Origin of the sequence: Acinetobacter sp. YT-02 (assembly GCF_002412355.1) — a bacterium.
Classification (GTDB): Bacteria; Pseudomonadota; Gammaproteobacteria; order Pseudomonadales; family Moraxellaceae; genus Acinetobacter; species Acinetobacter towneri.
On record NZ_NOZT01000018.1, the window covers coordinates 31,555 to 56,240 of the forward strand.

General features: G+C 42.3%; 19 protein-coding genes and 1 CRISPR repeat array. Of the genes, 16 read left to right on the forward strand and 3 right to left on the reverse strand.

Annotated features, from left to right (window positions below; genetic code table 11):
- Positions 1 to 161: 161 nt before the first annotated feature.
- The 6 genes from CF596_RS06880 to recJ all read left to right on the forward strand — a co-directional run bounded on the left by CF596_RS06880 (position 162) and on the right by recJ (position 7,071).
- Positions 162 to 959 carry an MBL fold metallo-hydrolase gene (locus CF596_RS06880; protein ID WP_004974253.1) on the forward strand — a complete coding sequence of 266 codons (798 nt, stop codon included), beginning with the start codon at positions 162 to 164 and terminating at the stop codon, positions 957 to 959.
- Between the two features lie 106 nt (positions 960 to 1,065).
- Positions 1,066 to 1,431, forward strand: coding sequence for a YkgJ family cysteine cluster protein (locus CF596_RS06885; protein WP_004974255.1), 366 nt, complete (start codon positions 1,066 to 1,068; stop codon positions 1,429 to 1,431).
- A gap of 329 nt (positions 1,432 to 1,760) precedes the next feature.
- Positions 1,761 to 3,227 carry an IMP dehydrogenase gene (gene guaB / locus CF596_RS06890; RefSeq protein ID WP_004974257.1) on the forward strand — a complete coding sequence of 489 codons (1,467 nt, stop codon included), beginning with the start codon at positions 1,761 to 1,763 and terminating at the stop codon, positions 3,225 to 3,227.
- 120 nt (positions 3,228 to 3,347) lie between these two features.
- Positions 3,348 to 4,679, forward strand: a complete 1,332-nt coding sequence (gene glmM, locus CF596_RS06895; protein ID WP_096901661.1) for a phosphoglucosamine mutase — start codon at positions 3,348 to 3,350, stop codon at positions 4,677 to 4,679.
- Positions 4,680 to 4,691: 12 nt separating this feature from the next.
- Positions 4,692 to 5,348, forward strand: a complete 657-nt coding sequence (gene pdxH, locus CF596_RS06900; protein WP_096901662.1) for a pyridoxamine 5'-phosphate oxidase — start codon at positions 4,692 to 4,694, stop codon at positions 5,346 to 5,348.
- Positions 5,349 to 5,361: 13 nt separating this feature from the next.
- Positions 5,362 to 7,071, forward strand: coding sequence for a single-stranded-DNA-specific exonuclease RecJ (gene recJ / locus CF596_RS06905; protein WP_096901663.1), 1,710 nt, complete (start codon positions 5,362 to 5,364; stop codon positions 7,069 to 7,071).
- A 48-nt stretch (positions 7,072 to 7,119) separates the two neighbouring features.
- Here the strand turns inward: recJ and CF596_RS06910 are convergent, their stop codons facing one another.
- Positions 7,120 to 7,896, reverse strand: a complete 777-nt coding sequence (locus CF596_RS06910; protein WP_096901666.1) for a putative porin — start codon at positions 7,894 to 7,896, stop codon at positions 7,120 to 7,122.
- A 572-nt stretch (positions 7,897 to 8,468) separates the two neighbouring features.
- On the opposite strand from CF596_RS06910, the gene prfB reads away from it, so the two are divergent.
- From prfB to CF596_RS06935, 5 genes are all read left to right on the forward strand, one after another.
- Positions 8,469 to 9,564 (forward strand): peptide chain release factor 2 gene (prfB, locus tag CF596_RS06915; RefSeq protein WP_096901669.1). Its coding sequence is split into 2 segments (ribosomal slippage): positions 8,469 to 8,540 and positions 8,542 to 9,564, totalling 1,095 coding nucleotides; the frame shifts between segments, so codons are not numbered across the junction.
- A gap of 158 nt (positions 9,565 to 9,722) precedes the next feature.
- Positions 9,723 to 10,022 carry a helix-turn-helix domain-containing protein gene (locus CF596_RS06920; RefSeq protein ID WP_016658749.1) on the forward strand — a complete coding sequence of 100 codons (300 nt, stop codon included), beginning with the start codon at positions 9,723 to 9,725 and terminating at the stop codon, positions 10,020 to 10,022.
- 20 nt (positions 10,023 to 10,042) lie between these two features.
- Entirely contained in the window at positions 10,043 to 11,122 is a 1,080-nt protein-coding gene (locus tag CF596_RS06925) for an alkene reductase (protein WP_096901672.1), read from the forward strand.
- An 84-nt stretch (positions 11,123 to 11,206) separates the two neighbouring features.
- The gene (locus CF596_RS06930) at positions 11,207 to 12,487 is read left to right on the forward strand and encodes a 3-deoxy-D-manno-octulosonic acid transferase (RefSeq protein WP_096901674.1); all 1,281 of its coding nucleotides are present in this window, start codon (positions 11,207 to 11,209) and stop codon (positions 12,485 to 12,487) included.
- Between the two features lie 2 nt (positions 12,488 to 12,489).
- Positions 12,490 to 13,203: a 16S rRNA (uracil(1498)-N(3))-methyltransferase gene (locus tag CF596_RS06935; RefSeq protein WP_096901677.1), complete on the forward strand. Its 714-nt coding sequence runs from the start codon at positions 12,490 to 12,492 to the stop codon at positions 13,201 to 13,203.
- Here CF596_RS06935 and CF596_RS06940 read toward each other — a convergent pair.
- Positions 13,177 to 14,163 (reverse strand): mechanosensitive ion channel family protein, encoded by a 987-nt coding sequence (locus CF596_RS06940; RefSeq protein ID WP_096901680.1) that lies wholly within the window; start codon positions 14,161 to 14,163, stop codon positions 13,177 to 13,179. The genes CF596_RS06935 and CF596_RS06940 overlap by 27 nt on opposite strands.
- A gap of 469 nt (positions 14,164 to 14,632) precedes the next feature.
- Here CF596_RS06940 and acs point away from each other — a divergent pair, with 469 nt between their 5' ends.
- From acs to CF596_RS06965, 5 genes are all read left to right on the forward strand, one after another.
- The gene (acs, locus tag CF596_RS06945; protein WP_096901682.1) at positions 14,633 to 16,576 is read left to right on the forward strand and encodes an acetate--CoA ligase; all 1,944 of its coding nucleotides are present in this window, start codon (positions 14,633 to 14,635) and stop codon (positions 16,574 to 16,576) included.
- Positions 16,577 to 16,776: 200 nt separating this feature from the next.
- Positions 16,777 to 18,237, forward strand: coding sequence for a DUF3375 domain-containing protein (locus CF596_RS06950; protein ID WP_096901684.1), 1,461 nt, complete (start codon positions 16,777 to 16,779; stop codon positions 18,235 to 18,237).
- Between the two features lie 10 nt (positions 18,238 to 18,247).
- Positions 18,248 to 19,081 (forward strand): DUF4194 domain-containing protein, encoded by an 834-nt coding sequence (locus tag CF596_RS06955; RefSeq protein WP_096901687.1) that lies wholly within the window; start codon positions 18,248 to 18,250, stop codon positions 19,079 to 19,081.
- Positions 19,069 to 22,446 (forward strand): ATP-binding protein, encoded by a 3,378-nt coding sequence (locus CF596_RS06960; RefSeq protein WP_096901689.1) that lies wholly within the window; start codon positions 19,069 to 19,071, stop codon positions 22,444 to 22,446. Before CF596_RS06955 ends, CF596_RS06960 begins: the two co-directional genes overlap by 13 nt.
- On the forward strand, positions 22,439 to 23,635 hold the full coding sequence (locus tag CF596_RS06965) for a DUF3322 and DUF2220 domain-containing protein (protein ID WP_004974289.1): 1,197 nt from the start codon (positions 22,439 to 22,441) through the stop codon (positions 23,633 to 23,635). The genes CF596_RS06960 and CF596_RS06965 overlap by 8 nt, the downstream gene beginning before the upstream one ends.
- 31 nt (positions 23,636 to 23,666) lie before the next feature.
- A CRISPR array of direct repeats spans positions 23,667 to 24,414; the repeat unit is 28 nt; unit sequence CTTCTAAACCATCTGGGCGATGGCAAAC.
- Between the two features lie 59 nt (positions 24,415 to 24,473).
- Here CF596_RS06965 and CF596_RS06970 read toward each other — a convergent pair.
- On the reverse strand, positions 24,474 to 24,686 hold a 213-nt coding region (locus CF596_RS06970; RefSeq protein WP_143228675.1), incomplete at its 5' end, for an integrase core domain-containing protein.

The following is a 24,686-nucleotide window of genomic DNA, read 5'->3' on the forward strand; positions in this document are numbered from 1 at the left end:
CTGAGCAAACTGCTCGGGATTTATTTATGTGAATGGTACTGCAATTCACTGATATTTCAGATAATCTGAGCCATTTTATTTATTGTAACTTTCCATAAATAGCTATATGTTATTCAATGATAGAAAATCTATTTTTAAAATGAAAAAATTGGGGATTGGTTATGGCATTTGACCGTACAACATCGCAGGTCTTATTTGATAATGGGACACATAAATGTATTAGTTTTACCAGTTTGGTCAAAGGTGAAGGTGTTCAGGCCAACCAATTTCTGATCATTGATAATAACCGTGCCGCAGTGCTAGACCCAGGTGGCGACCTGACCTATGTACCACTGACCATGGAATTAAACAAATATACCCGTTTGACCAATCTTGACTATGTCATGGCATCGCACCAAGACCCAGACATCATCACTTCAATGCCGCGTTGGTTGGTCTATACCGAAGCAAAAATCGTAGCATCAAAATTGTGGGCGCGTTTCTTGCCGCACTTAAGCTCATCTTTTATGAGCGACCGTATGAAAGGCAACTGGTTAGATCGTTTGGTGGAACTGCCAGATGAAGGTCAGGCAATTCCTTTGGGCGAGTCTAAAATTATTGCTGTGCCTGCGCATTTCTTACACTCTGTTGGTAATTTCCAGTTTTATGATCCTATCGCCAAAATTTTATTTTCTGGTGATATGGGTGCGTCAATGGTGGAAGATGCTTCAATTCCATTGACTGATTTTGCTGCGCATATTCCTGCGATGAAAGGTTTCCATCAGCGCTATATGTGTTCCAATAAAGTGATTCGCCTCTGGGTGAATATGGTACGCACCATGGACGTTGAAATGATTGTGCCGCAACACGGTACGCCATTTGTGGGCAAAGAACAGGTGAACCAATTCCTAGACTGGATTGAAACATTGGAATGTGGCGTCGATTTGATGGATGAACACGTTTTTAGCTGCCCTGAATAAGCGACAAAAAAAGCTGAAAAAACTGTAAAAAAAACTTGAGTGCAAAAACAACTTTTTTTAAGATTTTCGCCCAAAAACGATTTTTTTGATGACGAGAACTTAACGAATGTTGTCTCAAGTACCTACAGCCGATGCCTGCTTAAGCTGCGGCGCGTGTTGCGCTTATTTCCGTGTTTCATTTTATTGGGCTGAAGGCATGAATATGCCTGAACACTACACGGAACCAGTAACAGCAGTCTATTCATGCATGTGTGGTACCAATCAGAGTCAGCCGCGTTGTGTCGCTTTAGAAGGTGAAGTTGGACAGCAAGTGAGCTGCGGGATTTATGAATTACGCAGCAGCTCTTGTAAAGAAGTGCAAATTGCCGATGATCAATGCAATAAAGCACGTCGTGCGCATAACATGATTCCATTTGTGCAAGTCGATCCAGCCATTTCTGTGAATGATGATGACTTCGATCAAGTGGTTTAATGGTGCTTTAAGTTGTTGATCGCAATCCAGATTGGAAAAGCAAAGCTGCGGCTTTGCTTTTTTTGTGGCTCAATTTTGGGTAGATAGCCAAATCATGATTCAGATTGAAGCGGCTTTATCTGCCTGAAAAATGAAACCTCGCAAGTTTTAAACTTGCGTGGCTAAAAAGCAAACTAGGAGTGAAAACCTCAATTTTTAGATGAAAATTACCGATTTTTTCATGCTGCATCCCCCAGAAGGGCAGAATAAAAAATATTTCTTAGAGAACAAATGAAATTTGTGCCCAGATTTGTTTATAATGGCTCACGGAAATTACCAGTGAGACTGTTATGCTGACCATCGTTCAAGAAGCGTTAACCTTCGATGATGTCTTATTACTCCCTGCCTATTCTACTGTTCTCCCAAAAGATGTCTCCTTAAAGACACGTTTTACGCGCGGCATTGACCTGAATATTCCTTTGGTTTCAGCAGCAATGGATACGGTGACTGAATCTCGTATGGCAATTGCGATGGCGCAAAACGGTGGTATTGGTATTTTGCATAAAAACATGGACATCGTTGCGCAAGCAGCCGAAGTGCGCCGTGTGAAAAAATTTGAAGCGGGTATGGTGAAAGACCCAATTACCGTAACGCCTGAAACTACAGTACGTGAATTGATTGCGCTGACTCAAGCCAACAATATTAGCGGTGTACCTGTGGTAAAAGATGGCAAAGTTGTCGGTATTGTGACAGGACGTGATACACGTTTTGAAACCAACCTTGAACAACCTGTCAGCAATATCATGACAGGTCAAGATCGTTTAGTGACAGTACGCGAAGACGAATCTAAAGAAAACATTCAAGCTTTATTGCAACAGCATCGTATTGAAAAAGTCTTGGTGGTAAATGACCAGCAGGAATTAAAAGGCTTAATTACGGTCACTGATTTCCGTAAAGCAGAATTATATCCAAACAGCTGTAAAGATGACTTAGGTCGTTTACGTGTGGGTGCTGCAGTGGGTACAGGCGCAGAAACGCCAAGCCGTGTAGAAGCATTGGTTGAAGCAGGTGTCGATGCGATTGTGGTTGATACTGCACACGGTCACTCTGCAGGTGTAATTGAGCGTGTACGTTGGGTAAAAGCCAACTATCCACAAGTTCAAGTAATTGGCGGTAACATTGCAACTGGCGATGCTGCTTTGGCATTGTTAGATGCAGGTGCAGACGCAGTGAAAGTGGGGATTGGCCCAGGTTCAATCTGTACCACACGTATTGTGGCAGGTATTGGTATGCCGCAAATCTCTGCAATTGACGCTGTTGCCAATGCATTGAAAGAACAGATTCCATTAATTGCCGATGGTGGTATTCGCTTCTCTGGTGATATGGCCAAAGCGATTGGTGCAGGTGCAAGTACCATTATGGTCGGTTCATTGCTTGCAGGTACTGAAGAAGCACCGGGCGAAGTTGAATTCTTCCAAGGTCGTTACTACAAAGCATACCGTGGTATGGGTTCATTGGGTGCAATGGCGGGTGCAACAGGTTCTGCAGACCGTTATTTCCAAGACTCGAAAGCAGGTGCAGAAAAACTTGTACCAGAAGGCATTGAAGGTCGTGTACCGTACAAAGGCCCAATGGGCAACATCGTGCATCAGATGATGGGTGGTTTACGTTCATCTATGGGTTATACAGGTTCTTCAACTATTGAAGATCTACGCCAAAATGCTAAATTCGTGAAAATTACTGCAGCAGGTATGCAGGAATCTCACGTGCATGATGTGACGATTACCAAAGAAGCGCCGAACTATCGCGTTGGTTAATATTTAGTATCGTTTTCAAATAAAAGCCGTCATCAATGTGACGGCTTTTTCATTTTTGGTGTAAAGTAACTCGCAGTAAAAAAGTGATGATAAAGATCACCCCTAAGAAGTGAGAACAATATGAGTTATTTTGGTACAGACGGCATTCGAGGGAAGTTTGGAGAGTTACCAATTACACCTGAATTTGCATTAAAACTAGGTTTTGCAGCAGGTAAAGTTTTAAAAAAGCACACCAAAAAAAATAAACCTATTGTGGTATTGGGTAAAGATACACGTCTTTCAGGCTATATTTTAGAAGCAGCATTACAGGCAGGTTTAAATGCCGCAGGTGTCTATGTGCATTTGCTCGGTCCATTGCCTACGCCTGCTATTGCGCACTTAACCCGTGCCCTGCATGCCAGTTTAGGCATTGTGATTTCAGCATCGCATAATCCATATTTTGATAACGGGATTAAATTTTTCTCGGGCGAAGGTAAAAAGCTACCAGATGCCTTGCAAGAAGAAATTAACCAAGAATTGCAGCAAGAATTAAAAATTGAAGATACGGCCAACTTGGGTAAAAGTGTTCGTGTTAAAGATGCCAATGGGCGTTACATCGAGTTTTGTAAATCGACCTTTCCATATCATTTAGATTTAAATGACCTCACCATTGTGGTCGATTGCGCCAATGGTGCGGCCTACAATGTTGGTCCTGCGGTATTCCGTGAATTAGGCGCGAAAGTGATTGCTATTCACAATGAGCCGAATGGTTTAAACATCAACGAAAATTGCGGCTCAACCCATCCTGAAAGTTTGCAAAAAGCAGTGCTTGAGCATCAGGCGGACTTGGGTGTTGCATTTGATGGTGATGCAGACCGTGTGATTTTGGTGGATAGTCAAGGCAAGCAAATTGATGGTGACCACATTTTATATATTCTTGCCACACAAGGCTCGAAAAAACCTGCAGGTATTGTTGGGACGTTAATGAGCAATATGGCGCTGGAATTGGCGTTAGAAAAAGCCCAAGTACCATTACTCCGTGCCAATGTCGGTGACCGTTACGTGCTACAAGGTCTGGAAGAAAATGGCTGGGTGATTGGTGGTGAGCCATCGGGGCATATTTTGACTTTGGACAAGAGCACCACAGGTGATGCAATTATTGCTGCCTTGCAAGTGTTAACGGTGATGGTCGAACAAAATAAAGCCCTACATGAATTGGTGGCAGATTTTAAACTGTTGCCAAATGTGCTGGAAAACGTGCGCTTAGCAAATATGTTTGATCCGTATACCGTTCCTGCCTTGGTGGAAGAGTTTGACCGTGCTACGGAACAGCTGAAAGGTCGTGGACGCTTATTGATTCGTAAATCGGGCACTGAACCTGTGATTCGTGTCATGGTGGAAGGTGATGATTTGGCTGAAGTGAAGGCAATGGCGAAAGATTTAGCAGATGCTGTACGTCGTCATGCCGTCTAAAGGGGGTAAATCGTGAGTGATTTAATTAAAGATTTAAGTGAGCTGCGTTTAAGTTACCAAAAAGGTGAATTGCTAGAAGCACAGGTCAGTGCCAATCCGCATATTCAGTTTTTGAATTGGTTTAACCATGCCTTAGAAGCCAAGCTGCATGAACCGTATGCGATGTCATTGGCGACTGCCAATGCGCAAGGTCGTCCGCATGTGCGTACTGTGTTGCTGCGTGGAGCCACCGAAGCAGGCTATGACTTTTATACCAATTATGACAGTCAAAAAGGGTTGGATTTAGCGGCCAATCCTTATGCTGAATTGTTATTTTACTGGCCTGAACTGGAACGTCAGATTCGTGTCAGCGGTTATGTCGAAAAAATTGATGAGCAAGAATCGACAGCGTATTATCACAAACGCCCACGTGACAACCAAATCGCTGCGCATATTAGCACTCCGCAAAGTGGTGTGATTGCCAGCCGTGAAGAACTACAGGCGCGTTTCCAAGACTTGCATGCCCAAGTGGGCGATCAATCTGAATTGCAAAAACCTATATTTTGGGGCGGTTACCGCTTGCAGCCTGATTATTACGAATTTTGGCAAGGCCGTCCGAACCGTTTGCATGACCGCTTAGCTTATGAAAAAATTGAAGGTGAGTGGAAACTACAACGCTTGATGCCTTAAATCACTGGAAAATATGTCAAAAATCCTAATAAAACAAAGACCTTTACTTACACGCCCTGAAAACTTTCAGGGCGTCTCTACATTTGTTGCCCAAATTTTAGCGCGCCGTGGCGTTACGTCTGAGCAGGAGCTAGAACTTAAACTGAAACACTTGCTTGCTCCAAGCATGAAGGGTCTTCCTGAAGCAATTCAGCTAATGGATCAGGCGATTGATCAGCAGAAAAAAATTGTAATTGTAGGCGATTACGATGCCGATGGCGCGACCAGCACCACACTTATGATTTTGGCACTGCGCGAAATGGGCGCACACGTGCAGTATTTAGTACCTGACCGTTTTAAATATGGTTATGGCTTAACCCCCGCCATTGCCGATTTGGCTTTTGAGCGTTATACGCCTGATTTATTGATTACGGTAGATAACGGGATTTCCAGTCATGCAGGGGTGGAACGTGCGCAAGCTTTGGGGATGCAGGTCATTATCACCGATCACCACCTTACCACGAAAGCTACTCCAAATGCAGAGGCGGTGGTCAATCCAAACCAATTGGGATGTGATTTCCCAAGTAAAGCTTTGGCGGGAGTGGGCGTGGCATTTTACGTTTTGGCGAACTTATCTAGTCAGCGTAAAAAACAAGGCAAATCTGCTGCAAATTTGACTCAATATTTAGATTTGGTGGCTTTGGGGACCTATGCCGATGTCGCTAGTCTGGATTATAACAACCGTATTTTGGTCGATGCAGGCTTAAAACGGATACAGCAGAATTTATGTCGTCCTGGGATTAGTGCATTGCTGGACTTGGCAGGACGAGAACCCGCACAGCTCAAAGCGCAGGATTTGGGTTTTGTCTTGGGGCCACGTATTAATGCCGCAGGGCGCATGGAAACCATGGATATTGGAATCGAGTGTTTACTGGCAACGGATATGCAAAGTGCCTATGCTTTAGCACGTCAGTTAAATGCTTTGAATCAGGAACGTCGTCAGGTTGAAGCACAAATTAAACAAGATGCGCTGGCAGAATTGGAAAAGTTGCAGTTAGATCAAAGCGATTTACCGCACGCTTTGATTATGTTTGAAGAACATTGGCATCAAGGCGTGATTGGAATTGTCGCAGGACGTTTAAAAGAGCAGTTCCATCGTCCTGCGATTGTATTTGCTGCCGATGAAGATGGTGAGCATATTAAAGGTTCGGCCCGTTCAATAGAAGGGATTCACATACGTGACACCATTGAATTGGTCGCAGAGCAATATCCACATTTGGTTAGTCATTTTGGTGGGCATGCAGCTGCGGCAGGTTTGACCATTAAAAAGGCGCACTTTGCAGAATTTAAACAGGTCTTTGAACAGATCATTGCGCAAATGGATGCAGATTTATTTCATGCTGTGCTGTGGACAGATGGTGAATTGCCGCAAGAGGCTTTTCATTTACACACGGTAGATTTACTGCAGCATTTGGCGCCGTGGGGACAAAAGTTTCCGCAGCCTGTGTTTGAAGGGAGGTTTAAAGTGGTCGATTTTAGATGGTTGAAGGACACCCATTTAAAATTGCGTTTGTCATTGGACAATGGGCAGGTTGTAGATGCGATTGCATTTGGTGCCAAAGATAAATTTGAATTTAACCCGATGCTGGATGATGTGCGTTTGATTTATGAATTAGAGCGCAATGTGTTTAATGGCAATGTGAGTTTACAGTTGCAGATTGTGCATTTGGAGCAATCTAAATAACAAAATCCGCTCAAATTTGAGCGGATTTTTTGCTTTTAATTTATGGAATTAGAAGCGATATTTAGCTGCGACACCAAAGCGGTTGTAGTCAGCATTACCAACTTCACCAAAGCCTACACGACCTTCCAAGCTGACTTGTGGTGTAAAGAATTTACGTGCACTCACACCAAACTCATCATTATCGTTGATATCGTTGCTGTAATAATCGACACCTACACTTAGCGTTTTATCAATGAAGTAATCTGCAGCAAGATTGTATTCATCGAGATCACCAAAAGCAGCACCTGCTTCAAGGTTGATGTCTTTACCATTCGAAAGTGTAGTTACGTATTTAGCACGTAAAGTCGGGTCTACACCATCATCATGGTCATTATCCCAACCTTTAAGACCTGCTGCGATTAACAAGCCTGGTGCTGGTAAATAACCCACTTCTGCACCATAGGTGGTTAAATCATTGTTTAGGTCATCATTGTCTTTCAAGTCATGACCGTTCACATTACCACTTAAGTAAAAGTCTGAGTTCGGTACAAAGTACTCTGCACCTACGCCATAAGTATGCGCTTCATTGTCGCCAACTTCGTCATATTGGTATTTGGCATTTACGTTGCTAGCACGATCAAGGAACGCTGCTTCTGCCAAAGGTGCATTACGGGTTTGTACAGGGTTAAAGTAATAAGTACCATCTACACCGAATGAACCGCTTGAACTGCCGTTGTCTGGATCAATCAGTCCTGCTGATGCACCAATTTCAGCCTGGTATGCGTTCGCAGTACCAGTGATAGCCAAAGCTGAAAGTAGGGCTGATGCGATTGCTAATTTTTTCATGGAAAGTACCCCTCTGAAATCTGGTTAACAGTTAAACTTTTTGTTACAACTTTCAGTCTAGGCGAAAAAAAATCAGCGTCAATCACAGGAAAGTTGCCGCTTTGTTACAAGCGTAAATTTGTGTAATATTTTGAGTTTAAGTGATTGAAATAAAAATGAAATAATTAAATGTTTTGTTTTATTAAAACTATGTGTATTTTGTGAATTTTGCTAAAATCGATCATTAAATCATCAAACTTGTTTCATCTTTGTTTTATTTTGGCGGGTTGAAGCAATTACCATACACCACTTTTTAAGCATGTTTTCAGCTGAATGTGTCAGGCAGAACATTAGCGCGTTAGATCAGCCATTAAGATAAACATCCGTGTTAATCGTGCATGCTATTTTAAGTCGGATATCATCAGGCTTTCACTTTAAAAGTTTAAAGCGATCTTTATTTTTAACCACATTTAGCATTCAACCTATAAAAGCTGAAAAGTTATGCTGGAATTTACAGCAGGGTAGAAATGCCAGAACAGGTCTGTGCTACAATTATCAGCTAATAAGCTTCATTGTTAATTGAGAGAATTTACGTGGAAATTAATCCTTATCTAAACCAATTAAAAGACTTGAACGAACGTAGTCAAACACTACGGGGGTATCTTTGACTACGATCTTAAAAAAGAGCGTTTAGAAGAGGTTCTCCGCGAGTTAGAAGATCCTGCAATCTGGAATGATCAAAGTCGTGCGCAAGCCATGGCCAAAGAAAAGGGCGAGCTTGAAAACGTGATTCATGTCCTAGAAGGTTTGGCGACCCAGTTAGAAGATGCCCAAGCCATGTTGGACTTAGCTGTTGAAGCCGATGATGAAGATTTATTGGTTGATGTGCAGTCTGAATTGACTTCTGCTGAAGAAGAACTGGCGAAGCTTGAATTCCGCCGTATGTTCAGTAATCCAATGGATCCAAATCCATGCTATGTCGAAATTCAGGCGGGTTCGGGTGGTACAGAAGCGCAAGACTGGGCATCGATGCTGTTGCGTATGTATATGCGCTGGATTGAACGTCACGGCTTTAAAGCAGAATTGATGGAAGAATCGGATGGTGATGTGGCAGGGATTAAATCTGCGACCATTCGCGTTGAAGGCGAATATGCCTATGGTTGGTTGCGTACCGAATCGGGTGTGCATCGTTTAGTGCGTAAATCGCCATTTGACTCAGGTAACCGTCGTCATACGTCATTTTCTGCAGTGTTCGTTTCACCAGAAGTGGATGACAATATTGAAATTGATATTAACCCTGCCGATGTCCGTACCGATACTTATCGTGCGTCAGGTGCAGGTGGTCAGCACATTAACAAAACTGACTCTGCGGTACGTTTAACCCACGCACCTACAGGTATTGTGGTGGCTTGTCAGAACCAACGTTCGCAACACGCCAACCGTGACCATGCGTGGAAACAATTACGTGCCAAGCTGTATGAATTGGAAATGAGTAAACGTAATGAGGCGGCTCAAGCACTTGAAGACTCGAAGTCTGATATTGGTTGGGGCAGCCAAATTCGTTCTTATGTATTGGATGATTCACGTATTAAAGACTTACGTACAGGCGTGGAAACTTCAAATACAGGTGCGGTTTTAGATGGTGATTTAGACAAGTTTATTGAAGCCAGTTTAAAGCAGGGTCTATAAGTTACGGTCTGTAAGATCCTAATGAGCCTGCCCAATTCAGTGAAGTTGCTTAAAAAATTTATATAAATCGTAAAAAATCGATATTAATATCGAAAAAATACGATATATTAAGGACAGCTGCTGAATTGGGCTTATATTTACGAATATGTGTCTGAGTGATGGATGTCGATTTAATTTTTAAAGCCTTAGCCAATCCTACCCGTCGGCAAATTTTAGAATGGTTAAAAGCACCAGAACAATTTTTGTCGATCGATGAGTGTGGCGACTTTAAGCGTGGTGTATGTGCAGGACACATCGAGCGTTTGGGCAACGTGTCGCAATCGACCATGTCAAATCATTTATCGGTACTGCAACAGGCAGGTCTTATTCGTGCAGAAAAATACGGACAATGGTCATATTTTTCTCGTAATGAAGCACTCATTCAGCAATACGTCGAATATTTGAAACACTCACTTTAACTGTGAGATTAGAGGCAAAAATGGCTGAATTAGACTCTCCTTTAGTTTTGGGTGATCTGCATCTAAAAAACCGTGTGGTGATGGCACCTTTAACCCGTAGCCGCGCGAGCGATGACCGTGTTCCAACGCCAATGATGGCGGAATATTATGCACAGCGTGCTAGCGCAGGTTTGATTCTTTCAGAAGCAACGGTAATTTCTGAAGAAGCCAATGGTTATTTAAATACCCCAGGATTGTTTACCGATGCTCAAGTGCAGGGTTGGAAACTCGTTACCGATGCCGTGCATGCCAAAGGTGGTTTGATTGTGGCGCAACTGTGGCATGTAGGTCGTGTTTCACATCCAGATTTACTCAATGGTGCAACACCAGTATCGGCAAGTGCGGTACAACAAGCAGGTTATGTCAGTTTGTTGCGTCCTAAACGTGAATATGTGTTGCCACGTGCCTTAGAAATTGCAGAAATCCACACCATTACCGAGCAATATAAACAAGCCGCCATCCGTGCCAAAGAAGCAGGATTTGATGGGGTAGAGTTGCATGCAGCCAATGGTTATTTGATTGATCAATTCCTGCAAAGCAAAACCAACCAACGTGACGATGAATACGGTGGTTCGGTTGAAAATCGTGCGCGTTTCTTGTTAGAAGTGATGGACGCCTTAATTGAAGTCTGGGGCGCAGGTCGAGTCGGTGTGCATTTAGCACCACGTGGCGATGAGCACGACATGGGAGATGATGATCCACGTGAAACCTTTGGCTATGTCATGCAGCAATTGGGGCAGCGTAAAATCGCCTTTTTCTTTACCCGCGAATATTTAGCCGAAGACAGCATTTCCCAAGAAATGAAAGTACGTTCAGGCGGTGTGCCATATATCGCGAACATGCGTTTAAGTCGTGCTGATGCCGTGGAATTATTGGCTTCGGGCAAGGCCGATGCGGTGTCATTTGGTAAGGCGTATATTGCCAATCCAGACTTGTATGAGCGTTTATTGGCAGATGTACCTTTAAACGAACTCAAGCTGGAAAACATGATTGGTACAGCCGTTGCAGAAGGCTATATCGATTATCCAACTTTGGCGGAAACACAACACGCTGTAGAATAAAAGCCAGTATAGCGCCACATGCAATTAACATGCGCGTGTGGCTCTGTTATATTTTGCCGATAATCTTTCTTTGGGGCGCATCTTTTGGCTACTCCATTTTGGTATAACGCAGCCTTGGCGCTGTTAAAACCGATTTATCAGTCACGTATTCGTAAACGTGCCGAACATCCTGAGCAATTACAACAAGAACTGCTTGAGCGTTTTGGCCCATTTCAGCCCGCTAAAAATTTACATGCCATTTGGTTTCATGTGGTGTCGGTGGGGGAAACTAATGCCGCACAACCTTTAATTGAACATTATTTAAAAGTGGGACATCCCGTTTTAGTCACCAATACCACCAAAACGGGGCAGGCACGCGCCAAATCATTATTTTTAAAAGCACCGTATTTAGATTTATTTCAAGCCGTGTATTTACCTGCCGATCAGGTGCATTTAATTCGTGAGTTTTATCAGAAATATCAGCCTAAATTATTGGCACTGGTCGAAACAGAGTTATGGCCAAACTTGATTGATCAGGCGCAGCATTTTCAAGTCCCGTGTTTGTTGATTAATGCGCGGCTTTCGGAAAAATCGGCCAAAGGCTATGCCAAAGTTAAAGGATTGACTCGTGGCATGTTGCAAAATTTGCAGCAACTTTTGGCGCAAGACTCTGCCACACAGCAGCGTTTTATCGCATTGGGGATGCCTGCCGAGCGTACAAACGTGGTGGGTAATATTAAATTTGATATTACTGCGCCAGAAGATTTTGTAGAGCAAGCCGCGCAGTTGCAACAGACATGGCAATTGGCACATCGCAAAATTATTACCCTTGCCAGTACCCATGCGCCTGAAGAACAGCAATTATTGACTGCACTGAAACCTTATTTTGCAGAACATCCTGAATTGTTATGTATTGTTGTGCCGCGCCATCCAGAGCGTTTTGATGAAGTGGCTGTGCAGGTGAAAAAACTGCAACTCAATATGCAGCGCCGTAGTTTGGCTGAAGCGATTCAACCCGAAACACAAGTGTATTTAGCCGATAGCATGGGTGAAATGTGGTTGTGGTACGCCTTAAGTCAGGCCTGTTATGTCGGTGGTTCGCTGAATGAACCTGGCGGTGGGCATAATATTTTAGAGCCTTTGGCCTTAAATGTCGCCACGGTATTGGGCAAAAATTATTTTAACTTTCAAAGTATTGTGGATGAGTTTGTTGCAGCAGAAGCCGTGTATGTGGTCGAAGATGCTGAACAAGCTGTAAATACGTTAACGCAATTGTTGTTTGAACCTGCGTTACGTGCACAGCTGAATCAAAATGCTCAAGTGATTATGTATAAAAATCGTGGCTCTTTAACTGAGCATATTCACGTGATGAATCAGTATCTTTAAATATGAATATCGTTTTGCTTGACCCGCGACAGACCACAAATGAAGTGTGGTCTATTAGCACCCAGCGGCAAGTGCAGCATTTGCATACGCATGTTGGTGTGCAAGTCGGTGACACCTTGAAAGTCGGGATTCGTGGTGGCAAGCGTTATTTGACCGAAGTGGTGGAAGTCAGCGAGCAGCGAATTCAAGTCAAAGCCCTGCATGAAGAAGCTGTCCCAAAAAAACTGCCTGTGACCCTGATTGTGGCTTTGCCGCGCCCCAAAGTATTGCGTCGTTTAATTATGGATAGCGTGACGTTAGGTGTGGAAAAAATTATTTTACTGCACAGCTATCGGGTTGATAAAAGCTATTGGCAAACGCCATTTTTGCAGCAGCTCGATCAATATGTAACTTTGGGCTTGGAACAAGCAGGCGATACCATTGCACCTGAGATCCAACTTTATAAACGCTTTAAACCCTTTGTGGAAGATGTTTTGCCCGGTTTGATTTCTGCCGATTGTTCTGCTTATGTGGCGCATCCTTATACCGATCAAGCTATGCCACATGCCATCCAACATCCATGCAGTATTGTGATTGGCCCAGAAGGTGGATTTATTCCCTACGAAATTGATTTGCTCGAAAAAAACGGCTGCCAAGCACGACACTTGGGCAACCGTATTATTCGGACTGAAACCGTGATTGCCTATGTATTAGGGCGTTTGTTTGGCTCGGTTTGAATCTTCTTCAAGCAATGCCGTTTCACCTCGATACACTTTCACTTCCTGTACTGGGTAAGGAATGGAAATGTGATGCTCGGCAAAGGCCGCAATGACACGCTCCTGCACCTCACTAATGGAAGCCGATGTGGTGGTTTCGGTGGTATTGACCCACCAGCGCACATTTAAATTGATGGAAAAATCGGCCAATGCAGTGACATTCACACTAAAGGCAGGCTGACTTAAAATTTTGATGTCGCGGTCTAAAATGGCCAAAATAATATCTTTGGCTTTTTGTACGTCATCTTCATAACCAATACCGACCACAAACTCGCAACGACGACGGGTATAAGCCGTATTGACCGTCACGGCACTGGTATAGACCGTGGCATTTGGAATCACGATGCGACGCCCATCGGGAGAGCGCAAAAAGGTTGCACGAATCTGAATATCTTCCACCGTGCCTTCCATATTATTGACGATGATGTCATCACCAATTTTAAAAGGCTCACCAATCAAAATCAGTACACCCGACAATAAGTTCTGAAAGATATCCTTAAAGGCAAAACCAATCGCCACTGAGCCTAATCCCAAAGCACTCATGAGTTGACTTGGGGTAAAGCCAGGAATGGCAATTACCATCGCAATCAGAAAACCAAAGAAAATAATTGCGGAACTACCGACCCGATTCAGCACCAAAACCAGATTTTGTCGGGTATAGGAACGATTGTTTAGGGTCTTGCGGACAAACCATTTAAACACACGGGCAAGCAGCCAAAACAGAATCAGCACCACGGCTGCAATCATTAAATACGGCACACGCTCCCAAAATCCTTCCATAATTTTGTCGATGGTGGAGTAGGCGTCATTGTACTTGGCCGTATGATTGATCACGGTTTGCGTAGTTTTTTCAGTGGCTTCCTGCAACAGCTGGCTGGTGTTTTCAGAAACTTCACTGAGTGAGGGTTTGGATTCTGCCACGATAATTCCGAATTCAAAATGAAGTGACTATTTTGCCTGAAAAACTCAATTTGGTTAATGAAGCAATGCTTACTTGCGAGTATTTTAGACAACTTGGAGAGAAGTGATGAGCGTACTATTTTTTGGTGCTTAAAATGCTAGTTGTATGTGGTTTTATCTGTAAGACAGGGTCGTTGGCATGGATGATTGGCTGCGTAAAAAAATGTTAATACTCGCGATTATTGGACGATATTTTCTTTAAAAATAATGCAATGCGCAGTACAGTGGAATGTAAACCTGAAAAGTATGAATGCAAGGACATGGCATTCGATCAACGATTTGGCATGCTCTTGTTTGTATAAAATTTATGCGACTAAAGCCGAATGGTGAGCCATAAAAAAGAAAGTTCATACTGTAAATGTGCAGAAATAATAATCAATAACGTGGCATACATCTCGTGAGAGATGCAAGAACATCAAGGAAGTAGCAGATGAAAGACGTATATCCTGTTCCAGATGAATTTAAAAAGACTGCCCGCACCACTGAGGCAGAATATTTTCAACGCTATCAACAATCTATAGATGACCCTGATACTTATTGGGCAGAGCAAGCCCGACGCTTAGATTGGATTAAACCTTTTACTCAAGTCAAAAATACCAACTTTGACCCCGAGCATTTTAAAATTGAATGGTTTGCCGATGGGCAACTGAATGTCAGTGCCAATTGCTTAGACCGTCATTTAAAAGAACATCCGCATAAACCTGCAATTATTTGGGAAGGAGATCATCCTTCTCGACATAAAGTGGTTTCTTTTGCTTCTTTGCATGATGAAACCTGCCGTTTTGCCAACGTACTGAAAAAGAACGGGGTGCAAAAAGGAGATCGGGTGGTGCTGTACATGCCGATGGTTTCCGAAGCTGCGATTGCCATGCTGGCCTGCGCGCGGATTGGTGCAGTGCATTGTGTGGTTTTTGGTGGTTTTTCTCCCGATGCTTTGGCTAGCCGAATTGAAGATTGTCAGGCCAAATTAATTGTCACTGCCGACTCGGCCATGCGTGGTGGTAAGCCAATTTATTTAAAAGCTAATGTCGATGCTGCCCTAAAAGTAGCAGGTACTGACTGTGTGCAAAATGTGATTGTGGTGCATCGTACAGGCAATCCGATTGAGATGCTGCCCGAACGCGACTTGTGGTATCACATGGAAATTATGTCGGTGAATGATATCTGCCCACCTGAGCCAATGAATGCAGAAGATCCACTATTTATTTTATATACCTCAGGTTCTACTGGAAAACCCAAAGGCGTTTTGCATACTACAGGGGGTTATTTGACCTATGTGAATAGCACGTTTAGGGAGGTTTTTGACCTGAAACAGGATGATGTGTTTTGGTGTACCGCTGATGTAGGCTGGATTACAGGACATTCCTATGTTTTGTATGGTCCCTTATCTAATGGTACATCCACTGTGATGTTTGAAGGAGTACCGAACTATCCGAGTTGGGGGCGCACAGGGCATATTGTTGATAAACACAACATCACCATTTTATACACTGCGCCAACTGCCATTCGCGCCATGATGCGAGAGGGAGATCATTTCGTACGTGAAAGTGACCGTAGTAGTTTGCGTTTATTGGGTTCGGTAGGTGAGCCAATTAATCCTGAAGCATGGAATTGGTATTACAACGTAGTAGGCGAAGGACGTTGCCCAATTGTAGATACATGGTGGCAAACCGAAACAGGGGGCATATTAATTTCAGCATTGCCGGGCGCAACTCCGCTGAAACCCGGTTCGGCAACACGCCCTTTATTTGGGGTACAACCTGCAATTGTTGATGCCGAAGGTCATGAACTGGAAGGAGCGACCGAAGGCAATTTAATTATGAAAGATTCATGGCCGGGTCAGATGCGTGGTATTTGGGGTGATCCTGCACGTTTTATTGAAGCGTATTTTTCGACTTATCCTGGGGCATATTTTACGGGAGATGGTGCGCGCCGTGATGAAGATGGCTATTATTGGATTACGGGGCGTGTGGATGATGTCCTGAATATTTCAGGGCACCGTTTAGGGACTGCAGAAATTGAAAGTGCCTTGGTGGCGCATGAAGCTGTGGCTGAAGCGGCCGTGGTGGGCATGCCTCATGAAATTAAAGGACAGGGGATTTGTACCTTTGTAACCTTACAAGTTGGTACACCCGAGTCAGAAGAATTGCGTGAAGAATTAATCAACTGGGTACGCAAAATTTTGGGGCCTGTGGCAACACCTGATGCGCTGCATTGGGCACCTGCTTTACCCAAAACCCGTTCAGGTAAAATCATGCGCCGTATTTTGCGCAAAATTGCAGCGAATGAATTGGATAGTTTAGGAGATACATCTACTTTGGCTGAGCCGCAAGTGGTGGAGCAATTGATTGCAACGGTGTATGGGGAGCGGTAGGTTAAGGTTGTGGTGACCGTATAAAAAAGTTAGCTCGGGTTTAACGTTTTTCACTTTTATTATTTTTCAATGAAGTAAGGTGATTGTTTACATCATCTTACTTTGTACGACAATTTGTGTCGTCCTGCTCAGTGGTTTTGTTGGGAGATAAAAAAATTACTGTAGAATAAATAACCATCATACAAATGATGTGGAATGGCATGAATATTCTAGGGTTACAGGCCAAGTATCGGCGTTTATATAATGAAAACTCAATTTGGAAATTATTAAGAGCAGATAACGCACCCCATATTTTAGCGTTCATTGTTGACTTATTTGCAGAACAAAATGAAGTGTCTTATGGCCGTGCAAGAAATGTCTTGGATGAGTTGATCAAATCTAGTCGTGAGCAGGGTATTTGGCAGACAGAAAATAATGCAGCGCATTATTTAAATCATTGGATTCATTCGGGCTGGCTCAGAGAAATAGATGGAAAACTGAGTAAAACGGATATTAGCGAAACCGTATTACGTTTTTGTCAGGGCTTGGATGAGCGAGCAACCCATACCACAGCATCACATTTAAGAATTGTGCAGGATGCGGTTCGTGATTTTGTGGTCGCATTGAGTGAAAATATTGAAGAACGAGTGGAGTTGCTCGAACAAAAAAAATTAGTGATTCAAAATGAAATAGATGCTTTGTTGGCGGGTGTTGTTACACAATTAGAAGAATCAGAACAAAAAGAAAGAATACGAGAAATTTATCAACTTGCTTCCATTCTTACAGGCGATTTTAGACGGGTCGAAGATGAGATTCGTCTACGAGATAAAGAGTTGCGTCTAGATATGATTAGTGGTGCTTATTCACGTGGAGAAGTATTGCTGAGCTTAATGGAAAAAGAGCAGTTGCTTGCCCAAAGTGATGCAGGCAGTGCTTTTGATGGGTTTTGTCAATTACTTCAGGATCAAGATCGTTCTACTGAGTTTAGAGAGCAGTTACGCAGTATTTTGAATCATCCTATTGCACAACAATTAAGCGAATCTCAACGTAAATATTTAGGTCAGTTAATGCGTGAGTTAGGACGCGAAAGTAGCCGAGTTTTCCAAGTCCGACGTCGTACAGAAGAAGGTTTGAGAGCTTATATTGAAAGTGGTGCAGCATTGGAAAACCGTTTGATTGATCAGTTGTTGTCGGAATTAGAAAAAAATGCAGTGGCATTGTTGGAATCGGAGTGTGATTTAAAAACAGAAGTACAAGTGGATTTAGCCGTGGGTTCCATCCAGCTGAATTCGCCTGAAAGTCTTGCTTTAAAAAGTCCCACAGAACATATGGATACACGTGAGGTCGAAGAGCAACAAAACAAGACTGAACCTAGTGATCAGATGCTGAAGTACTTAGACAATGTACGGGTTCGTGCTGTTGCTGAAAAAGTATATCAAACGCTCGCACAGAAAGGGGTGATGAGTATTGCCCACTTAACACATGAACATCCTTTACAAGCGGGGCTTGAAGAACTTGTTGCTTATTTGCGTATAGCAAAAGCCATTAAAGCACCACAAATGCAGCATACCGAGCAAGTTGAACTTAAGGATCGTTCAGGTGTGCATTTGCAGGCCAGTATTCCAGTGTATTACTTGAGTGCAGATTTATTTCCCAAAAATATAGATGAGCTGGCACTTTAAGGAGATCGAGATGCAATCAGAAAATAAGATACAACAGCATGACAACTTCTTTGAAATGGTACGCAGACCATCTTCAAATTCAGAGAAAAATATAGAAATCCAAGCTAATCAGCCTGTAGAAGATTCGTTTCCTACAACTGGGGCAGAGGAACAACATGCAGATAATCAAACAGAGATGGAGCATGCTCAGGATCGTGATACAGATGCGCTTATGCCACATGCAGCCCGACGCGTATTGGTCTATCTCATGCGTCAAGGGGTTATTCTTGCAGCAGAAAACTTAAAACTTTTTGATTTATTGTGCCGATATGAAGCGGAAATTCGTAGACATTTGGCAGAGGTTTATATCCAGTTGGTTTTGGATGCCAAGAAAGGTGTAGCTTATATCATCAATCTTGAAAGTATTGAGGATGAACAGGAAGATGAGAACCAGCCTTTAGATGATTTTCCTGTACTGATACGAAAACGAACTTTGACTGTATATGACACCTTAATTTTACTTATTTTGCGGAAGTATTATCAGGAGCGGGAAACTGCGGGTGAGCAAAAAATTATTATTGATGTTGAGCGAATCCAGAGCAGTTTAATTCCATTTATTCCTTTAACGAATCATGACAGCAAAGATCGTAAAAAGCTAAATGCAGCATTAGAAAAATTTATTGAGAAAAAAGTATTAACGGGACTGCGTGGTGAAGAAGGGCGTTATGAAATTACGCCAATTATCCGCTATGTCGTGAATGCCGAGTTTTTACAAAGTTTATTATCTGAATATCAACAATTAGCAGCAAAGGCCAAGTTGCAGCAATCCGAACAAGAATATGGAGAATCATCATGCAAGAAATGACCCTCTCAACTTTATTTGCACAAGGCCAAATTCGCTTGTCAGAAATTTCAGTATTTAACTGGGGCTCCTTCCATAACTTGCATACCGCACGTATTGATCCTGAAGGGACACTTATTACGGGAGATAATGGTGCAGGTAAATCTACCTTTATTGATGGTTTAATGGCATTGTTACAACCTGCAAGTAAAGCTAGTTTTAACGTAGCAGCTGCGCAGGGCGATCGCTCAGACCGTACATTACTCTCTTATATGCGTGGTAGTTTTGGTTCAGAACATGATGGGGCTGGAACGCGAGTAAAAAATAAACGTGAAAAAGCAGTGACAACAGCATTAAGAGCGCTATATACCGCTGATGACGGTTCGATGATTACTTTAATTGGATTGTTTTGGGTTGGACAAGGTCAACATTCGCTGAGTGAAGTGAATCGTTTATATATGATTGCAAGTCGTAATGTGCAACTGACTGAAGTGTTAGAAAAATTTGCAGACGGTAATACTCGCCAGCTAAAACAACATTTTAATCCTAAAACAGATGCACGCGTGCATTATTTTGATAGCAAATTTGAAGACTATCAGGAGATGTATCGTAAATATTTATTTATGGATAATAAAAATGCACCTGCGTTGTTATCACGTGCTTTAGGCTTAAAGAAAATTGATGATTTGACTAAATTAATTCGCGAGTTGGTTTTAGAACCAAGCCAGGTTCGTGCTTTGGCACAGACTGCAGTAAATGAGTTTGCTGACTTAGAGGCAAACTATAAGCATTTGGTAGATGCGCGTGAACAAGTCCTACATTTACAGAAATTACCTGAGTTAGCTGTTCAAATAACAGCGTTAACTCTGCAACTGAATAATCTACAGCTCGAAAAACAAGCTTTTCCTGCATATTTAGGTGAATTGTATGTTCAGTTTTGGACTGAAAAAATACATCAGCTGGAGCAAGAGATACAGCGATTACATACGCAGTTTAAGCAATTAGAACAACAAGAACATGATGCGGAAAAACGACAAGAGCGCTGCCATGAAGACTATTTACAAGTAGGCGGTAATCGGATTGAAAACTTACAAAAAGAGCTAGAACTGATACAGCGTCAGTTAAAGCAATTAACCATAGAGGCATCGCGCTATCAGGAAGATGCTCAGCAATTACAATTGCAAGATGATTTAACCGAGCAAAATTTAATTGATAACCAAAAAATAGCCCATGAGCAGCTTCTAAATATTGGGCAAGAGAAAACCCAACGACAAGATGAGTTTGCTCAAGTCAGTAGCAAATACGCACAAACGCAACAGCAACTGAAAGAAACTCAAAGCGATATTCAGGAAATAGAAACCAGACCTAATAGTAATATTCATGATGTACATTTATTGCGTTTAAGAGATGAGCTTAGACAGCACTTAGATTTTGATGAACATGAATTAATGTTTATTGGTGAGCTCATTGATGTAAAAGAGGCTGAAAAAAGCTGGCAAGGCGCAATTGAACGAGCATTAGGTGGTTTAAAAACAACGTTATTGGTGCCGAAAGATCGTTATTCGATGGTCACTCAATGGGTGAATGCGCGTCATAATAAAACCCATGTGCGTTTACAGGTGATCCATCTTGATGCTACAGAAAGTGTGTATTTTAAAGAAAATGGTTTTCTGCGGAAATTGGTTTGGCGAGAGCATCCATATCGTGATTGGTTAAAACAACATCTGCTTCGCTTTGATCTGCAATGTGTGGCAGATACAACAATCATGAATACAACGCCTTTTTCTATGACACAACAGGGCTTAATTCATCGTGAGCAAGGTCGTTTTGAGAAAAAAGATCAACAGCGGATTGATGATCGAAAAATTTGGTGTTTGGGATTTTCCAATACTTCACGTTTAAATTTATTAAAGCATGAAGCGAAACAACTTGAGGTACAGTTGGAACAGTATGCCTTGAGTGTTGCACAATCGCGTAAGGTGTTAGATCAGGTAACACAGCATAAGAGTTTGTGGGAGCGAATGTTACGTTACCAATGGGATATGATAAATATTCCTTATTGGACAGAGCGCCAGCAACAGACCAACAATGACTTGCAACATTTACAGCGGGCAGATACCAATATTGAACAAGCTCGACAACGTTGGGAGCTTGCAAAAGAGGAATTAAAACAACTACAGGAACAGAAAGGACAGTTACAACACACTTGGGGGAAACTCAAACAGAAATTCAGTGATGCAGAAAAACAACAACAACAAGCGCAAAAGGCAGCAAACCAAGGTGTCCCAGAACAAGCCAGAGAACTGTTGCTACAGCGTATAGGAGAAACACCTCGGTTGGAGGATGCTTATCTTACTGCTGTGGAAAAAGAGCTAGAGCGTTTAATTGAACATACCAGCAACCAAAATACCTCAGCAAAAAATAGCGCAACGTACATTATTGGTCAGTTTCGTGGCAAGGATAAATGGTCACATATTGCATTACAACGTGAATGGGCAGTTGGTTTGGCCGCATTGGATGATTGCGTTGCCTATTTTCATGAACTAGAAAAGGAAGGTTTGCCTGCCTTAGTTGAACAGTTTGAACAGCGTCTGCAAAAACATACCATGCAGTCTTTAAGTGTGATTCAGAATCGCTTTGAGGCAGATAGAGAAGAAATTACTGACCGTATTGCCATAATTAATCAGGTTTTACGGCGTACAGAATTTAAGTCTGGCAGCTATCTAAGACTAGGATACAAAAAGGAAAAGTATCCACACGTCATAGATTTTGAGCAAAAACTAAAATGGGTCGTATCTAGTATTAATAGTATTGAATATGAACAACGTTTTAAAAAGTTAGCTGAATTAATTTCTATTTTAGAAAAAGCGAGTAACTCGGTTACAGCGCATACTTTTGAAAGCCAGCGTTTACTTGATCCTCGTCATCAAATGTCTTTCTATGCAGAAGAAGTCGATTTGGCTACAGAAGAAATACGAGATGTTTTGGAGTCATCGAGTGGTAAATCTGGTGGAGAAAAAGAATCTTTTGCTGGAACCATTGTGGCAGCGAGTTTGGCTTATGTATTAACACCAGACGGCTATGATTATCCAATCTACAGTACAGTGTTTTTAGATGAAGCTTTTTCAAACACAGCTGAAGCGGTTAGTCGTCGAGTACTCAAAGTATTTAAGGCGTTGAAAATTCATGTTAATTTAATCACACCTTATAAAAACTTGAATTTAGCGCGTGAGTCAGCACGTTCTTTATTAATTGCCGAGCGTGATATTGAGAAACATGAAAGTCATTTATGTGAAATTACTTGGCAGGAAATTGATGAAAAAATGGCGCAAAAACAACAGCAACTGCATAGAGAGGCACAACAGTTTGGGGTGCAGTTAGATGCCTAAAATTGAGAAGTGGGGATTACTTCCAAATACCGTTTTGGGTATTTTGCATAAAAAAGAATGGGAAAATCGTCGAAATTTAAAGCAGCGGTTGTTAAATCAACGTCCTTTTCCAATCGAAATTTCACTGAAAGTGCCCACAGACCAACAAGCTAGAGATAACTTGGGGCATTTTCATGCTTTTTTTAAAGCGTGGACAGATTTTGCTTATCCTGAACTGGTTGAATGGCAAGAACGGCAGTATCGACAACTTTCAGAACAACGTGTTCCAGTAAAGTTACGAATTTTTTCTTTACAGCAGCTTACTGAGCTTTTAGGAACAGAGCAACAACTTGAAAACTGGTTGGATAAAATATCCAGCTTTTTGAAGCAGTCTTTTGTGCATGATCGTCATCAGCACCGTTTATTTCAAACTTTAATTCATCATTTAGAGCAGATAGAACGCTATAGCCAACAAGAATGGCAATGGTTGATTCAGCTGATTGAACAGCTGAAACCGAATATGGGGGCAGGGCTTTATTTAAGGGCCTTGCCATTAAGCGCTGTAAACACGAAGTTTCTTGAGCAGAACTTATTGCTGACGGAGGCAATTTGCAATGTACTTTATGATGATGAGATCGTACTGGCTGGAGGGTTGTTGGCATGGCTAGATTGCTTAGATAGCCCCAAAGGTTGGTTGACGATCAAACCCGTCTGCCCAAATGTGCAGGAAAAATTGGGAGGACTCCCCGTTTTTCAATTGTCTACAGAGGTGCTAGATCAATTTGAGTTACCTGCGGAACGAATAATTGTAGTTGAAAATATTCAGTCAGGTTTAGCGTGCCCTTACTTGGAAAATAGTATTGTGGTTTGTGGTGGGGGTAAAAATATTACATGGATGAAGGCCAAGTGGTTACAGTATAAACAGGTTTTTTATTGGGGAGATATCGACTCTGAAGGTTTAAATATTTTAAGTATGGTTCGGCAAAAAATTCCACACGTGATTGCTTTAATGATGGATGAAGCCACAGTGTTACAGTTCCAAAATCATATGGTGGATGAACCAGACTCTATTTTTAGTGAGCCACAATATCTCACTGCTGACGAGTTAAAATTATTTCATGATTTGCGTGCACAGACATTTAAAAATAGGCGTTTAGAGCAAGAGCGCATTTCGGTTGATTGGGTGCATCGTTATTTAGAGTTACTTTGAAAATTAATTTGATTGATAATAAGGGGTGTAATGTTTAAACCATCTAGGCGATGGCAAACGCTCTTTTGAGCGTACAGCCGCTAAAGTTGCACTTCTAAACCATCTAGGCGATGGCAAACGATTTTCCAGTTGAAATTTCAGATCAAATTTTCTTCTAAACCATCTGGGCGATGGCAAACTACGGGCAACACAGAGTTAATGGCTGCGGCATCTTCTAAACCATCTAGGCGATGGCAAACATTGAAGATATGAGTGCGCCACAACCGATAATCTTCTAAACCATCTGGGCGATGGCAAACCTGTGGCAAGCAATACGGCTTCAACCGTGGTACTTCTAAACCATCTGGGCGATGGCAAACATGTTGTTGAAGCTGTGTTTTCCTGCGGTGTGCTTCTAAACCATCTGGGCGATGGCAAACCCAACCGACTTTAATGATTTATACATGCTTGACTTCTAAACCATCTGGGCGATGGCAAACAACTTTTTCAGGATTATCGTCGAAAGCAAATACTTCTAAACCATCTGGGCGATGGCAAACAACTTTTTCAGGATTATCGTCGAAAGCAAATACTTCTAAACCATCTGGGCGATGGCAAACTTAATGAAGTTACGAAAGCCAATTGATTGAGTCTTCTAAACCATCTGGGCGATGGCAAACGTGACGTACAGACGCAAATTTTAGTAGCTAAACTTCTAAACCATCTGGGCGATGGCAAACTTTAGAGCGACCATCACCAATGAGTTTGTGTACTTCTAAACCATCTGGGCGATGGCAAACAGATCGAGGCTCAATTTCAATGAACCGTACCGGGTTTGTCGGAGACTTTTTTATTTAAGTTAGGCCACCTGACCTAACGGGTTAATCTTATCATAGTACATTGCTTCAAACTCAAAAGGCGATACATAACCCAGTGCACTGTGTACACGCTCTTTATTGAACCAATCTACCCAGTTTAGTGTCGCAAGTTGTACATCCGCTAAACCTTGCCAATCCGCTTTTAAATATTCAATCACCTCTGTTTTGTATAAGCCATTCACCGTTTCAGCCAA